The organism is Bacillus sp. FSL W8-1143 (assembly GCF_037965155.1).
Classification (GTDB): Bacteria; Bacillota; Bacilli; order Bacillales; family Bacillaceae; genus Bacillus; species Bacillus pumilus.
This window is the reverse complement of the sequence record NZ_CP150182.1, coordinates 1,527,436-1,543,000: the sequence shown is the minus strand read 5'-3', so window position 1 is coordinate 1,543,000 and position 15,565 is coordinate 1,527,436. Positions and strand designations below refer to the sequence as shown.

Genomic DNA, 15,565 nt, shown 5'->3' with positions numbered 1-15,565 from the left:
GGCTTTATTTGCCCTTCTTTCGTTATTCGACAGCCAAAATATATGAATAAAGCGGCTGTTTTCCATCGTGGACTTCAACTTCTATATCTTCAAATGTTTCTTCAATAAAGGCTTCTAACTCATCCATCTCTTCAGATGATGCATCTTCCCCTTTAATGATCGTAACAATCTCATCATCTTCTGTCACCATTTTGGTCAAAAGTTCTTTTGCTGCATCTAATTGATTTTTCGCAGTTAAGGTGATTTTTCCGTTAAAGAGACCCATATAATCTCCTTTGGCAATGTCGATTCCATCAATTTGGGTATCTCTCACCGCAAAGGTAATTTGGCCGCTTTTCACGTGGTCAATCGCTTCTAGCATCGCCGCTTCGTTGTCTTCATTTGAAGCTGCTTCATTGAGAGAAAGAAGTGCCGACATTCCTTGAGGAACGGTCTTCGTTGGAATGACAACAACCTCACGACTTGAGACAGTTGCCGCCTGTTTCGCTGCCATGACAATATTAGAATTATTAGGTAAGATAAAGACGGTTTCGGCATGTACGCTTTCAATTGCTGTGACAATGTCTTCTGTACTTGGGTTCATCGTCTGTCCGCCTTCAATGACGACGGAAGCTCCGATACTTTTAAACAAGTCAGCAATTCCTTCTCCCATTGCGACACTGACGACTCCAAAGCGCTGTTTTTCAGCAGCAGGTGCCTTTGGTGCAGCGGGCGCATGTTCTTTTTCTTCGTTCACAATCGAGCTATGCTGCTCTCTCATGTTTTCAATTTTCATATTGATCAGGCTGCCGTAGCGCTGTGCATAGGATAAGACATCTCCAGGCTGCTCTGCATGAATATGAACTTTCGCCAGCGTTTCATCAGATACCACAAGAAGTGAATCTCCGAATTCGCTTAAGTCTTCTCTGAAGGCATTCTCATCAAAGGACTGTTTCTCTTCTTCAAATTTCACCATAAATTCAGTACAATAACCAAATTCAATATCTTCAGTGTTCATATGGCTTTGTGCACTTTTATGATGCTCTGCACTGACAAGTTCTTTTAACGTTGGCAAAGAGGCCGCTTTCAGATGGAGGTCCTCTCCTCTTAATGAAGCAAGGAAACCTTCATATACGCAGAGAAGTCCCTTACCTCCACTATCGACAACGCCTACTTCTTTTAAAACAGGAAGCAGATCTGGCGTTCGATCAAGTGATGCTCTCGCTTCCTCAATCGTTAACTCAAGAACGCGATCAATGTCTTTTTCTGTTACTGAAACAGCAACCGCTTTCTTTGCTGCATCCTTTGCGACCGTTAAGATGGTCCCTTCAATCGGCTTCATCACGGCTTTATATGCTGTATCGACACCTGCCTGTAAGGCAAGGGCAAATTCTTTGGCGTCAATCGTCTCTTTTTGTTCTATATTTTTACTGAAACCTCTAAAGAGCTGTGATAGGATGACGCCTGAGTTTCCTCTTGCGCCCATCAATAGCCCTTTTGACAAGGCCACGCCGACCTTCCCAATATGATCGGTATTTGTTTCTTCAACTGCTTTTGCCCCTGAAGTCATTGACAAATTCATATTTGTCCCCGTGTCTCCATCTGGCACTGGAAAAACATTTAACGCATCCACAATTTGTGCGTTTTGAGAAAGATGGTGAGCACCTGCAAGAATCATTTTTGCAAATGAGCGGCCATCAAGATTTCTAATAGACAATATATTTCCTCCTTACTACGGGTTCGTAACTCTTACTCCTTGTACATAAATGTTGACCGAATCAACAGAAAGTCCAACTGTGTGAGAAATCGTATATTTGACTTTCGTTTGAACATTATGTGCGACTTCTGATATTTTTGTACCGTAGCTGACGATGATGTACATATCAATATGAATGCGGTCTTCTTTTTGACGCACAAGAACACCCCGGCTGAAGTTCTCTTTACGGAGAATATCCGTCAAGCCGTCCTTGATTTGATTTTTGGACGCCATCCCAACAATACCATAGCAATCGATCGCAGCGCCTCCTGCCACCATTGCAATGACTTCATTTGATATATCAATTTGTCCGTATTTCGTTCTAAGTTCAATGGACACATTGGTTCCCCCTTTTTGAGAAATTGCCCTGAGTTATCACTATTTTACTATAAGACCCTTCTTTTTAAAAGAAATCATTCAATCCGACCCAATCCTACTTATACTATAGCCTTGATTTTTTATCAAGATGTCAAGGTATTTTTCTTGAAAGAGGAGTAAACAATCCTTGCAAACCCCTTGAAGCTGTGGTAAATTATTAAAGTATCTTGAGGCATCTCTAAGTACGTATATGAAGAATATGATGATGTTTTCGCAGTTAGGAGGGAAACAAATGGCACGTAAATGCGTTATTACAGGCAGAAAAACAAAAGCTGGGAACAATCGTTCTCACGCAATGAACTCTACAAAACGTACATGGGGCGCGAACCTTCAAAAAGTTCGTATTCTAGTGGACGGTAAGCCTAAAAGAGTATATGTATCAGCTCGAGCTTTGAAATCTGGTAAAGTTGAGCGTGTATAAGCAAGAGTAAACGCCTGCTACAATAACTTGTAGCAGGCGTTTTTATGTGGAAATAAAGGAGATTACTCATTAATCTTTCTTAAATGAACCAAGCATCGCACGGACAATGCCGCCAAGAAATCTAGGCAGTTTGATTGTATAAAATTTCATTTTGTCCCCCTCCTAAAAGTACCGCTTGCAGCACAATTGAGCTTAATCAGCCATCCACATTGATAGGTTGGTCAATCTTTGCTTCTTACCATTATTAATATGCCTTCATGAAAAGAAAAAGTACCATTTGAGTGGATGAGTTCGTTACTAATACATAGTGTGGAACCAGGCTCAATATGACAATTTTTCAGAGGATATTTGAAACCTTTTAACGTCAGCTTTTCAACCGGTGTTCCAAAGGGTAAAAACGATACATATTTTTTATCCTGATCTTCTTTTATTTCGTATGTACCAGGTTCAAACATTTGAATGATATTTTGTTTGTCTACAAGGGTGATATTCTGCTTGTGCTGAATCCCTTTGTAAAGAAGATGGATATTTCCTAGAAAATGATCCGCCCTTCCTCCTGTAATACCATAGATGTAAATATGTGCTGGGTGCTGACTTAGTGCCCAGTTCAGTGCAAGCTCTAAATCGGTTTCATCCTTTTCAGCTTGAAATACATTCAGAGCAGGCAATTTCTCTTTCAGCTCCCGAAGCTCTTTTTCTGTCACACTGTCAAAATCACCAAAGGCTTTGGCAGGGGTAATACCGTGCTCTAGTAAGAAGAGGGTTCCACGGTCTACGCCAATCCAGAGAACATCCTCCTGTGATGCTTCACGTTCAAGTGGCGGGATGTATTCAAAAGGACCGCCGGCTACGATATGTATGTGCATGATACACGCTCCTCTCCATGTAAAAAGAACCAAAGATCACAATGACTTTGGTTCCTTCCTTTACGCTTCTCGAATTGCCTGGATCGCTGCTGCGCGGTTTTCTTTACCATATACCGCAGAGCCCGCTACTAGTAAATTAGCGCCTGCTTCTTTGCAACTCTTTGCAGTCTCTATATTGACACCGCCGTCTATTTCTATTAGTAAATCGGTTAAGCCCTTTTGTTCACTCAGTGCCTTTACTTCTTTTACCTTCGTGAGGACAGATGGAATAAATGCCTGTCCCCCAAAACCAGGGTTCACTGTCATGAATAACACAAGGTCCACATCTTCTAATACATGCTCAATGTGAGAAACAGGTGTGTGCGGATTCAAGACGACCCCTGCTTTTACACCTTGTTCTTTCATATGTTGTATTGTTCGGTGTAAGTGCGGACAAGCTTCCACATGAACAGAGATAATATCAGCGCCTGCTTTTGCGAATGCAGGAATATACCTATCTGGCTGCTCAATCATTAAGTGAACATCAAGCGGAAGACGCGTATGTGGTCTGATCGCTTCAACGACATTTGGCCCAAATGTCATATTCGGAACAAAATGACCGTCCATGACATCGATGTGAATGTAGTCTGCACCGCCTTGTTCCACATCACGGATATCTTTCTCCAAATTGGCAAAATCTGCTGATAAAATGGAAGGGGCAATATAAACCATGATTTAGTACCTCGGCTTTCTGTCTTTGATTTCAGTTAAAAACTCTAAATAATGCTGATAGCGATATTCTTTGATTTGATCATGCTCGACCGCATCTTTTATCGCACAGCCAGGCTCTTTCACATGCAGGCAGCCTCGAAATTTGCAATCTGCACTCCGGTCTCTAATATCTAAAAAGTATAGACCTAGATCTTCTGCTTCGATGCCAGTAAATTCGAGCGAGCTAAAGCCCGGAGTATCTGCAATGAGCCCGTCTGCTGTTCGAATGAGTTCGACATGTCTTGTCGTATGCTTTCCTCGCCCGAGATGGGATGAGATATCATCTGTTTTCAGCGCCAATTCAGGACTCATCGCATTTAAAAGGGAGGACTTGCCTACACCAGACTGACCGGCAAATACCGTGATTTTATTGTGAAAATGCGGGGTCAGCTTCTCAATGCCATCTCCTTCAATCGTAGAGGTTAAATGAACCTCATAACCAATTTGCCGATAGTCGTCTGCATATGCCTTGATGGTTTCACGCTCTTCGTCTGTTTTCAATAAGTCAATTTTAGTGATACAGATAATCGGCTCAATATGATTGGCTTCTACAAGCACTAAAAATCTGTCTAAAAGTGAGGTGCTAAAGGCTGGTTCTGCCGCTGAGAAAACAAGTACCGCTTGATCAACGTTACTAATAGGCGGACGAACAAGTTCGTTTGTCCGTTCTTTTACTTCTAATAAGTAGCCTTCTTTATCATTGTCTGCTTGATACACGACGTAATCGCCAACAAGAGGTGTAATTTTGTTTTTTCGAAAGATGCCTCTCGCTCTGCACTGAACTACTTTTCCACTCTCTTGCGACTCATCCAGCACATAGTAGAATCCGCTTAATGCTTTAATAATTTTGCCCTCAGGCATAAAGTCCCTCCTTTATTCATCATCAGGGTATTCGATCGTTTTCGAGCTGACGACTTTATCATCAACCGTCACTTGATAATATCCTTTTTGACCTGGTTCAATCTTAAATTTAATGGTCCGTTCAGTCGGCGCAGTGATTTTAAAGCTTTCGTATGAATCAGAGATGCTATGCTCCGCATCATCAATGGAAATTTGGACATTCATCTCCTGCCCTTCCGCTTCTGGTTCATAAGGGATCTCAATCTTTTCAGTTACCGTTTTAGCTGGTTTTTCCTTCGGTCCAAGAGAGAATGTAATCTTGACCGTATCACCTGGTTTAACAGCCGTTCCTGCTCCTGGTTCCTGCTTCATGACCTCGCCTTTTGGCACATCGTCAGAATGCGCTTCTTTTTCATCGAGCTTTAAGCCGTTATCCTCTAAATAATTCGATGCCGCTTGCTTACTATACGTCGTTAAATCACGTAATGTAATATCGGCAGGACCTATGCTGACAGTCAACGTGACTTCTTCATCTGCTGCTACAAGCTCAGTATTCGCGGAAGGACTCTGTTCCATGACAATCCCAGACTCGGTGTCATTATCATTCACTTCCTCCACAACGACCTGTTTAAATCCTTTTTTCTCTAATATTTCTTTTGCTTTATCGACCTTTTCGCCTGTAACATCAGGTAATTCGGTCTTTTCCTTGCCAGTACTTTCGTAAAGCTGAATCTCTGTTCCTTCTTTGACCTTTGTGCCGATTTTCGGGTCTGTTTTGACGACGAGACCTTTTTCAATTTTCTCATCAGCGATCTCTATTGACTCCGAAGCGACGGTAAACCCAGCTTTCTTTAAGGTATCTTCTGCTTTTTCAACCGTCATGCCAGATACATCTGTGACTTCCACATCTTTTGGAAAAAGCAGCCCTGGAAACACAGTGATGGCTAAAATTGACGCAGCAGTCAATATAAATAAGATGGATGCCACAATCCATGGCCATTTTTTTCGTTTCTTTTTCGGCTTTTGTTTCTCTTTTTTCTTCGGTTTTTGAGCCGGATGGACGGCTGTTTTTTCATTGTCTTGATCGATTTGATGATCTTGAATGATTGGGATCGCTTTCGTTGCTTCATGGTCTTCTTCAATAACAAAGCGTTTTTCTTTTAATCTGGCTGGATCGAAAGCGGTTTTTAAGTCTTTTTGCATTTCAGATGCATCTTCATATCGATAAAATGGATCTTTGGCCATCGCCTTTAAAATGATGTTTTCCACGCTTTGTGGAACAGAAGGATTCCATCTTCTCACAGATGGCGGCTCTGATTGCAAATGCTTCAGCGCAACACTGACAGCCGATTCTCCTTCAAATGGCATGCGTCCTGAGATGAGTTCATAGAGCACAATCCCAAGTGAATAGATGTCTGATTTTTTCGTTGCAAGACCCCCGCGTGCTTGTTCTGGAGACAAGTAGTGCACGGAGCCTAGGACAGAATTTGTATGGGTAATGGTCGCTGAGCTGAGTGCCATGGCAATCCCAAAATCAGTGACTTTGATGTTCCCCATATTGTCTATTAATATATTGTGAGGCTTAATGTCTCGGTGGACGAGCTGTTTCGCATGGGCTTCTTCCATCGCCGCAACGACTTGCTCCATGATGCGAACGGCTTCTTTCGGATGAAGCGGGCCATTGGCGTGTATGTATTCTTTCAGCGTCATCCCTTCGACATATTCCATGACAATATAATAAATGTCATCTTCTTCCCCAACATCGTAGATGCTGACAATATTCGAATGATCTAAGCTTGCAGCTGACTGCGCTTCCCTCCGAAAACGTCTAATAAAATCATCATCGCTCGCAAAGTCAAACCGCAAAATTTTAATCGCTACTTCGCGATCTAAAATCATATCCTCCGCCAAATAGACGTTGGCCATTCCGCCTCCGCCTATGACGCGAAGAATCTGATAACGGCCGCTGATCCTTTTTCCGATCAACACTCGCTGTCACCCTCCTCTGGCTGGGAGGAGATTTCTAACAGTACTGCTGTAATGTTATCTTCACCGCCGTTGTCATTCGCTGTTTGTATTAACTCTGTTACTTTTTCCTCTGGTGCGGTCGTTTGCGTTAATATATGAGTCAAATTCTCTTCTTCTACTTTATTCGATAGACCATCTGAGCAAAGCAGGATTTGATCTCCTGGGTCCACTTCAAAAGTGCGTGCATCAATTTGAACACGTTTATCTGTTCCTAATGCTTTCGTGAGCACATTTTTTCTTGGATGATATTCTGCATCCGCTTTTGAAATTTCACCTGTTTTCACAAGCTCATTTACGAGTGAATGATCATCTGTTAATTGGGTCAGCGCTCCTTCTCTTAGCAGGTAGCAGCGGCTGTCTCCAATATGCGCAATTGTGACCGTTTGCAAATGAACGAGCGCGCATACAATAGTCGTCCCCATTCCTTGGCACTCCTCATTGTTTTGCGCATGTTCATAAACTTGGTCATTAATGTCACTGATTTTTGAGATTAACCAGCTTTCTTGATCGGCTGGCTTTTCTGGAATTGAAGATGTTTCTTCCCAGTATTCTTTTAAAGAAGAGACTGCCATCTTGCTGGCGACATCACCAGCAAGATGACCTCCCATGCCGTCTGCTACAACAGCGAGAAGTGAATCTTCTTTTGCTTCAAAAATACCTGCATCATCTTCATTATGCTGACGGACTTTTCCTGTATCGGTAAGAAAGGCTGCCCTTATCAACATTCGTCACCTCGTCTCTTCCTGACGCTCCTTCGCTCTTAGCTGACCGCAAGCAGCATCAATGTCATGGCCTTGCTCTCGTCTAATCGTTACGTTTACGCCTCGTTCTTTTAGCGTTTTTTCAAATAGGAAGATTTGTTCTCTAGGTGTTCTCACATAATCTCTCTCTGGTACATAGTTCACCGGAATGAGATTCACGTGGCACTTGATTCCTTTTAATAGGTCTGCAAGTTCTTCTGCATGGTGAACTTGATCATTTACTCCGCCAAACAGGCCGTATTCAAAGCTGACACGTCTACCCGTCTTTTGAATGTAGTATTCGATGGCTTCCATTAATTTTGGCAGCTTATATGCCTTATTGATCGGCATTAGGCGGCTTCTGATCTCTGTGTTCGGTGCGTGCAATGACACAGCAAAGTTGATTTGCATTTGCTCATCAGCGAATTGATAGATCTTTGGAATGATTCCGCTTGTCGAAACCGTAATATGGCGTGCACCAATATTTAAGCCATGATCATGGTTGATGATTTTAAGGAAAGCAAGCATTTCTTCAAAGTTATCAAACGGTTCGCCAATTCCCATGATGACAACAGAGCTGACTCTCTCGTCTGTTTCGTCAAGTGCCTGCTGTACTTTTAATACTTGTGCAACGATTTCTCCGGCTTCAAGGTTTCGTTTTAAACCGCCGAGTGTAGATGCACAGAATGTACAGCCAATTCTACAGCCAACCTGCGTTGTCACACAGACAGAGTTTCCATATTCATGACGCATAAGAACTGTTTCAATTGTATAACCATCATGCAGTTCAAATAAAAACTTGATCGTTCCGTCTTGAGACGTTTGTTTGATCACGGTTTTTAATGTTGTGATTGTAAATTGATCTTTTAATTTTTCTCTTAAATCTTTGGAGAGGTTAGACATTTCATCAAAGGATGTCACACGTTTCTCATAAAGCCACTCAAAAATTTGAGCTGCGCGGAAAGGCTTTTCGTCTTGTTCTTTTAACCATTCTTTCATTTCGTGAAGCTCAAATGAATAGATCGACGGCATATCTGTTTTCAGTTCTTTTCTTACTTTTTGTTCTGTCATTTTTTATCCCTTCTTTCTCATGCTGCAAATAAAGAAACCATCTGTTCCGAAATAATGAGGAAGAATTTGCACACTTCCGTTTTGAACAAACGGAGCAACCTGCTCAGGCAGCCGTTCATTAAGAGATAAATCGGGTTCGAAGTCTTGGTGTTCTTGTAAAAACGCATGAATCACTTGTTGATTTTCTGTGGGGTCCATTGTACATGTACTATATACAAGGGTTCCGCCAGGCTTTAAAAGCGGAGCTGTTTCTTTTAAGATTGCCTGCTGAATTGAAGCAAGCCTTGCTGAGTCTTCTGGAGACTTTGTATATTTCATATCTGGTTTTCGTCTAATGACGCCAAAACCAGAACACGGCGCATCAATCAGAATCCTGTCAAATGAAGCTTCGCTGTAATCGTCTTTTGCTTTCCTTGCATCAAGCGCTTTTGCCTCGATCTGAGTAAGGTTCAGACGTTTTGCTGCTTGTTTGATGAGTTTCACTTTGTGTTCGTGCAAATCAAGTGAAACAATTTGTCCTTCGTCGTTCATACGCTCTGCGATATGTGTTGATTTTCCGCCTGGAGCCGCACAGGCGTCAAGCACAGCTTCTCCCGGCTGAGGGTCTAGTGCTCTTGCGACAAGCATTGAGCTTTCATCTTGAATGGTCACATAGCCTTCTTGAAAAGAAGGGGTTGAAACGATGGACCCTTTCATCAGCTTAAGTGCATCTTCTGATAAATCGCCAAGCTCCGTTTCAATTCCGGCATCCAGCAGTTCTTGCTGCAGTGCTGCGCGGTCCGTTTTCATTCGATTGACACGAAGGGTTTGCTTTGGCGGTACTAAATGAATGCGGCACATGCTTTCTGCCGCTTCAAATCCGTACGACTGAACCCATTCCTGCACGAGCCATAATGGGTGGCTTGTCTCAATCGAAAGCCGCTTGACTGGATCTTTGATGTCATCAAAAGCCGGAACGCCTTCTCTTTGCACGGATCGAAGAACGCCGTTCACAAGTGAAGAAATGCCCTTGTGCCCTCTCTTTTTCGTTAGCTCAACCGCTTCATGGATGGCTGCACGATCTGGAATCTTTTCAAGGTAGATCATTTGATAAAGGGACATCCGCAAAAGCTGCATGACCCACGGAGCCACCTTTTGCGGTTTTTTCACAAATGGTGCCAGCATATAATCTAATGCCAGCTTGTTTTGCAGTGTACCGTACACAAGCTCTGTTAAGAGCGGTTTGTCCTGATCTGCCAAGTCTTTGTCTTTCATAACTGACTGCAAAAGCAAATTACTATAAGCTTGGTTTTGTTCGAGTTTGATTAAAGCGTCCAGCGCTACTTCTCTCACATTACTTTTCTTCATTCATTAACCCTAATTTCTGTCCCATTTCGATATTTGCGCCTCTTAGGAAGTCTTCGCCGCTCATTTTTTTCTTACCAGCTGGCTGCACACCTGTTAATAAAAGGCCTTGTTTATTCCCAGTTCCAATGACTGGACCTTCTTTTTGAAGCTCAATCACTTTCCCAGGTTCTTCTTGCGCTTCGAGTGGAACTTTTTTCGCTTCCCATACTTTTAGATGAGCCCCGTTCCATTCAGTATAGGCAACTGGCCACGGATTTAAGCCGCGAACTTGGTTGTAAAGCTCTTCTCCGGTCTTTGTCCAGTCTAACCTTTCCTGCTCTCGCTTTATATTAGGTGCATACGTTGCCGCTTCTTCATTTTGCGGAATTGGAGAAATAGATCCGCTTAGAACATTCGGCACAGTATCTTTCAATAGTGCGGCGCCTGCTACACTTAATTTATCATGTAATGTACCGACATTGTCTAATTCGTCGATTTCCACTTCTACTTTACTGATCATGTCCCCTGCATCGAGCCGTTCCACCATGTACATGATCGTGACGCCTGTTTTCTTTTTGCCTTGAAGGATCGCATAATGGATCGGCGCGCCCCCTCTTAGTTCTGGCAGCAGCGAGGCATGTACATTGATACAGCCAAACTGAGGTTCATCTAGTAATCGTTTTGGTAGAATTTGTCCAAATGCCGCCGTGACAATTAAATCTGGCTTTAAGGCAAGCACTTTATCAATTTCTTCATCAAGGCGTACCTTTTCAGGCTGCAAGACCGGAATGCCGTGCTTTAAGGCTTCTACTTTCACAGGAGGCGGCGTGAGTACTCGTTTTCTGCCTTTCGGGCGATCTGGCTGCGTGACGACCCCGACAACTTCGTATCCTTCTGTTATAAGTGTCTGCAGCACAGGTACTGAGAAATCAGGGGTTCCCATAAATACAATACGTGCCATTTTCTTCACCCTTCCATTTCCGCAAGTTCTTTTTCTGTATAGGTTTGAATGATTTTCGACGTAAATAAAATGCCGTCTAAATGATCAATTTCGTGCAATAAGGCTCTTGCTAAAAATCCTTCTGCTTCTATTGTAAATGGTTTGCCTTTCTTATCAAAGGCTTTTACCTTCAAATAGCTCGGTCTTTCTACTGTGCCGTATAAAGATGGAAAGCTCAGGCAGCCTTCAATATCTGTTTGACTTCCTTTCACTTCAAGAACCTCGGGATTTACTAAATCAATTCTGCCCGTTTCTTCTCCGATATCGACAACAGCAATTCTTTGTGAAATGCCGATTTGTGGTGCTGCTAGTCCGACTCCATCTAGCTCAAGCATTGTATCATACATATCATCAAGCAGTTTTTTGAGCTTTTTATCGAACGTATCGACAGGCTCTGCCTTTTGTTCGAGTACTTCTGCCGGATGCATGACTATTGGTTTGACTGCCACTTAAAGCCCTCCGTTTTACATCATCATATATGGATTCATATCTATTGAAATCATCAATTGTTTTTGTTCCATTTCCTTTTGATAATGATCTTGTATTTTCCGTAGTAAACTTGCCAGTTCATTTTCCCTTTTGTATTTTATCACGCATTGATATCGATATCTATCTTTGATCTTAGCGATTGGTGATGCAGCCGGACCAAGAATTCTTGTATTCGGTGCACAGTTCATTTTTAGGAACTGAACAATTTGATCCGTGACATGCGCTGCCTTCGTCACTTCCTCATGTGATACTGTCACCATCGCCAAAAAGTAATACGGCGGATAGGACTGGTGGCGGCGATGCAGCATCTCCTGTTCATAAAAGGCTTCGTAGTCATGCTGCTGCGTTAATTCAATACTATAGTGAGAAGGCGTATACGATTGAATGATCACAGAGCCCGCTTTTTCATGTCGTCCTGCCCTGCCGCTGACCTGCGTGAGAAGCTGAAATGTTTTTTCACTTGAACGGAAATCAGGGATATGAAGAGACGTATCCGCACTTAGAACACCAACAAGTGTGACATCTGGGAAATCTAGCCCTTTTGCAATCATCTGCGTCCCGAGCAAAATATCTGCTTCTTTATTGCCAAAAGATGTGAGGAGCTTTTCATGAGCACCTTTACGAGACGTTGTATCTACATCCATTCGGATGACTCTTGCCTCTGGCAGTACTTTTGTCAGCTCTTCTTCTACACGCTGTGTACCCGTACCAAAATAGCGAATATGCTCACTATGGCATTCTGGACATTCAACTGGCACCGGTGCCTCGTGACCGCAATAATGGCATTTCAGCCGTTTTTGATAGCGGTGATAGGTGAGAGAAATTTCGCAATGAGGACATTGCTCCACATATCCGCAATCACGGCACATCACAAAGGATGAATAGCCCCTTTTATTCAGAAATAAGACGGCTTGTTCTTTTCTTTCAAGCACTTCCTTTAATCTGAGCATTAATTCTTCTGAAAACATGGACCTGTTGCCATTTCTCAATTCTTCTCTCATATCAATTAACGAAACGTGCGGCAGCTGCTGCTGGTTGACTCGGTTTTTGAGCGTCAGCAATGTAAACACGCCTTTTTTGGCACGCGCGTAGGTTTCAAGTGAAGGAGTTGCACTACCTAAAACAACTGGGCAACGATGCCTTTTGGCTCGTTCAATGGCGACGTCCTTGGCATGATAACGAGGCATTTCCTCTTGTTTATAAGAAGATTCATGCTCTTCATCTATGATAATCATGCCTAGATTTTCAAATGGTGCGAAAACAGCCGATCTCGCGCCCACGACAAGTTTGACTTCCTTGCGGTGGATTTTCCGCCACTCATCATATTTTTCCCCTGTCGATAATCCGCTATGAAGTACAGCCACATTTGAACCGAATCGTTCTTTAAACCGCTGAACCATTTGAGGGGTTAACGAGATTTCTGGGACGAGGACGATCGCTTCTTTTCCTTTTTGTAGGGCATGATCAATCGTCTGCAAGTATATTTCCGTTTTACCGCTTCCTGTCACCCCGTGCAGCAGAAAGGTTTCATGCCGGTCATCACTGACTGCTTGATGTATATGTTTTGCCGCTTCTGCTTGTTCTGGCATAAGGTCAAGTGAAGAAGAAGGTGTAAATGCCCGGTCACGATAAGGATCCCGGTAGACCTCTTCATAGCTTTCTGTTAGCAGCCCTTCTTGAATAAAGGTTTTAAGCGTTTGAGAACTCGCGCCTGTTTGCTGCTGCAAGTCTTTCGCTAAAAAGGTCGTCTCACTCGCTTGAAGCAAAAAGGAGAGCAGAGCCTTTTGTTTCACCGCATTTTTTTTCAGCTGCTGCTTTTTTTCTTCAAGCTTATCTTTTGATGCAGCTAGTTGGAGCGTGCGCACTTTTTTCTTTCCAGATTTTTGCGAGACGTGATACCTTACCTCTAGATGACCTTTTTGGACATGCTTTTGAATCTGTTTTAGTTGTTCGGCTGGGATGTCAGCGTAAAGAATGCTATCTCGCTGACCGAAAAGCTCTTTCAATGACTGCGGAAGTTCTTCATCTGACAGCACTTGAATTTCTTTTTCATACTTCGCCTTCATGGCTGCAGGCAGCATCGATTGAAGTGCCGTAATGTGATAGGACAATGTTTTTTCCGTCAGCCAGTGGGAAAGCTCCAATAACTCATCTGTCAGAACAGGTGATAAATCAAATAAATCGACAATGTCCTTTATGCTTCCTGTTTTTACGTCTGTTTCTTCTTTGACTTTTGTCACAAACCCTTGAATCTTCCTAGGGCCAAAGGGAACGACCACCCTCATTCCCGCTTTGACGAGATCTTTGAATCGATCTGGTACACGGTAATCGAATGGCCGGTCAATGGCTTTCGTTGTGACATCTACGATAACTTCAGCAATCATGCTCGATCACGCTCTTTTGGCAACAGCTGTTTTGCCTCCTTTAAGATTTCAAAAGCGAGGTCTTTTTTGCTCATCATCGGCAGTTCTGTTGTTGTACCATCTGCTTTGATGATTGCTGCTACATTTGTGTCTGTGCCAAAGCCTGCACCTTCTTTTGTGACATTATTGGCCACAATCATATCTAAATGCTTGGATTCGATTTTCTTTTTCGCATAATATTCTACATCCTGCGTTTCAGCTGCAAAACCGACAAGCACTTGATGCTCTTTTCTTTTCCCCAGTTCTTTTAAAATATCTTTTGTCCGGGTGAATTCAATCTCTAAGGCGCTGTCCTGTTTTTTCATTTTATGAGGATATGAGGTCACAGGGGTATAGTCGGCGACTGCTGCTGATTTAATGACAAGGTCCGCTTCCTCGTACACAGCTAATGCGGCTTGATACATGTCCTCTGCCGATTCAACGTGCACCACATGTACATGATTAGGTGCAGTTAAAGATACAGGTCCTGAAATAAGCGTGACATCTGCCCCCATTTGCTGCGCAGCCTCTGCAATTGCATAGCCCATTTTTCCAGACGATCGATTTGTAAAGAAACGCACAGGATCGATGACTTCTCGTGTAGGACCTGCTGTCACCACGACTTTTTTACCTGAAAGCGGTAAGTTTTTTGGCTCTTCAAAAAATGCACGGATGTGCTCAACTATTTTTTCAGGCTCCTCTAATCGCCCTTTTCCAATATAGCCACAGGCTAAATAACCTTCACTCGGTTCAATAAACTGGTAGCCGTCCTCATATAATGTGCGAATGTTCCGCTTTACAGCCGGGTGATCATACATATGCACATTCATAGCTGGTGCGATCCATACAGGAGCAGTTGAAGCAAGTAAGGTCGTCGTGAGCATATCATCTGCAAGCCCTGCCGCCATTTTACCAATCGTATGTGCTGTTGCAGGGGCAACAAGAATGAGATCGGCCCAGTCAGCTACGTCAATATGCGCAATGACTTTTGGATTGTTTTCTTTAAATGTATCCACATACACCTCATGTCGAGACAGAGCTTGGAAGGTAAGCGGAGACACAAACTCACGAGCAGATTCCGTCATAATCACTCTTACATTTGCGCCCGCCTGTACGAGTTTACTAGTAAGTGCAGCTGCTTTATATACGGCGATTCCTCCGCTGACGCCGAGCAAAATATTTTTTGACTGTAACATTTGTTTGTCCCCCTTAACGGCCTTTTTCACAAATTCGTCTACAATTCAAAAAAGTCAAAACCAATCATAGTTTTGACTTTTTTGAACGTATCGTATCTGCATAGCAGAAGCGATGTGTTATTCTTGATCCTCTTTTTCAAATGTCAAAAGACCGGCATCGATTTCTTCAAGTGCTTTACCTACAAATTTGTAAGATTTCGTATTTTCGATTTGCTGATCTTGGTGGATCTGCATTTCACGTGCACGGCGTGCAGATACTGTCACAAGTGTGTATTTTGAATCAAGTTTGTTCATCAATGAGTCAATTGAAGGATCTAACATAG

General features: G+C 42.9%; 16 protein-coding genes. 1 reads left to right on the top strand and 15 read right to left on the bottom strand.

From position 1 onward, the window contains the following. Positions 1-22: 22 nt before the first annotated feature. Positions 23-1,696, bottom strand: a complete 1,674-nt coding sequence (locus NSQ36_RS07655) for a DAK2 domain-containing protein (RefSeq protein WP_050945060.1) — start codon at positions 1,694-1,696, stop codon at positions 23-25. 15 nt (positions 1,697-1,711) lie between these two features. Continuing rightward, positions 1,712-2,074, bottom strand: a complete 363-nt coding sequence (locus NSQ36_RS07650) for an Asp23/Gls24 family envelope stress response protein (protein ID WP_003211680.1) — start codon at positions 2,072-2,074, stop codon at positions 1,712-1,714. Between the two features lie 271 nt (positions 2,075-2,345). Between NSQ36_RS07650 and rpmB the strand changes: the two genes are divergently transcribed. Continuing rightward, entirely contained in the window at positions 2,346-2,534 is a 189-nt protein-coding gene (gene rpmB / locus NSQ36_RS07645; protein WP_003212514.1) for a 50S ribosomal protein L28, read from the top strand. 69 nt (positions 2,535-2,603) lie between these two features. On the opposite strand, the gene spoVM is transcribed toward rpmB, so the two are convergent. From spoVM to rpoZ, 13 genes are all read right to left on the bottom strand, one after another. Continuing rightward, positions 2,604-2,684, bottom strand: coding sequence for a stage V sporulation protein SpoVM (spoVM, locus tag NSQ36_RS07640; RefSeq protein ID WP_008354550.1), 81 nt, complete (start codon positions 2,682-2,684; stop codon positions 2,604-2,606). 71 nt (positions 2,685-2,755) lie between these two features. After that, on the bottom strand, positions 2,756-3,400 hold the full coding sequence (locus tag NSQ36_RS07635) for a thiamine diphosphokinase (RefSeq protein WP_003210934.1): 645 nt from the start codon (positions 3,398-3,400) through the stop codon (positions 2,756-2,758). Positions 3,401-3,460: 60 nt separating this feature from the next. Then, entirely contained in the window at positions 3,461-4,111 is a 651-nt protein-coding gene (gene rpe / locus NSQ36_RS07630) for a ribulose-phosphate 3-epimerase (RefSeq protein WP_339207140.1), read from the bottom strand. Positions 4,112-4,114: 3 nt separating this feature from the next. Then, entirely contained in the window at positions 4,115-5,011 is an 897-nt protein-coding gene (rsgA, locus tag NSQ36_RS07625; protein WP_050945062.1) for a ribosome small subunit-dependent GTPase A, read from the bottom strand. Between the two features lie 12 nt (positions 5,012-5,023). Beyond that, positions 5,024-6,979 (bottom strand): Stk1 family PASTA domain-containing Ser/Thr kinase, encoded by a 1,956-nt coding sequence (gene pknB, locus NSQ36_RS07620; RefSeq protein ID WP_003212486.1) that lies wholly within the window; start codon positions 6,977-6,979, stop codon positions 5,024-5,026. After that, complete coding sequence (locus NSQ36_RS07615; RefSeq protein ID WP_251191279.1) at positions 6,973-7,743, bottom strand: Stp1/IreP family PP2C-type Ser/Thr phosphatase; 771 nt, start codon at positions 7,741-7,743, stop codon at positions 6,973-6,975. The genes pknB and NSQ36_RS07615 overlap by 7 nt, the downstream gene beginning before the upstream one ends. A gap of 3 nt (positions 7,744-7,746) precedes the next feature. Beyond that, positions 7,747-8,829 carry a 23S rRNA (adenine(2503)-C(2))-methyltransferase RlmN gene (gene rlmN / locus NSQ36_RS07610; protein ID WP_003212089.1) on the bottom strand — a complete coding sequence of 361 codons (1,083 nt, stop codon included), beginning with the start codon at positions 8,827-8,829 and terminating at the stop codon, positions 7,747-7,749. A gap of 3 nt (positions 8,830-8,832) precedes the next feature. Beyond that, the gene (gene rsmB / locus NSQ36_RS07605; RefSeq protein WP_339207138.1) at positions 8,833-10,176 is read right to left on the bottom strand and encodes a 16S rRNA (cytosine(967)-C(5))-methyltransferase RsmB; all 1,344 of its coding nucleotides are present in this window, start codon (positions 10,174-10,176) and stop codon (positions 8,833-8,835) included. Then, the gene (gene fmt, locus NSQ36_RS07600; protein ID WP_050945065.1) at positions 10,163-11,116 is read right to left on the bottom strand and encodes a methionyl-tRNA formyltransferase; all 954 of its coding nucleotides are present in this window, start codon (positions 11,114-11,116) and stop codon (positions 10,163-10,165) included. Before fmt ends, rsmB begins: the two co-directional genes overlap by 14 nt. Before the next feature lie 5 nt (positions 11,117-11,121). Then, the gene (gene def, locus NSQ36_RS07595) at positions 11,122-11,604 is read right to left on the bottom strand and encodes a peptide deformylase (RefSeq protein WP_251191281.1); all 483 of its coding nucleotides are present in this window, start codon (positions 11,602-11,604) and stop codon (positions 11,122-11,124) included. A 15-nt stretch (positions 11,605-11,619) separates the two neighbouring features. After that, entirely contained in the window at positions 11,620-14,028 is a 2,409-nt protein-coding gene (gene priA / locus NSQ36_RS07590) for a primosomal protein N' (protein ID WP_106028965.1), read from the bottom strand. Next, positions 14,025-15,242 (bottom strand): bifunctional phosphopantothenoylcysteine decarboxylase/phosphopantothenate--cysteine ligase CoaBC, encoded by a 1,218-nt coding sequence (gene coaBC / locus NSQ36_RS07585; protein WP_251191282.1) that lies wholly within the window; start codon positions 15,240-15,242, stop codon positions 14,025-14,027. Before coaBC ends, priA begins: the two co-directional genes overlap by 4 nt. A gap of 117 nt (positions 15,243-15,359) precedes the next feature. Next, positions 15,360-15,563 carry a DNA-directed RNA polymerase subunit omega gene (gene rpoZ / locus NSQ36_RS07580; RefSeq protein WP_003211647.1) on the bottom strand — a complete coding sequence of 68 codons (204 nt, stop codon included), beginning with the start codon at positions 15,561-15,563 and terminating at the stop codon, positions 15,360-15,362. Positions 15,564-15,565: the final 2 nt, after the last annotated feature.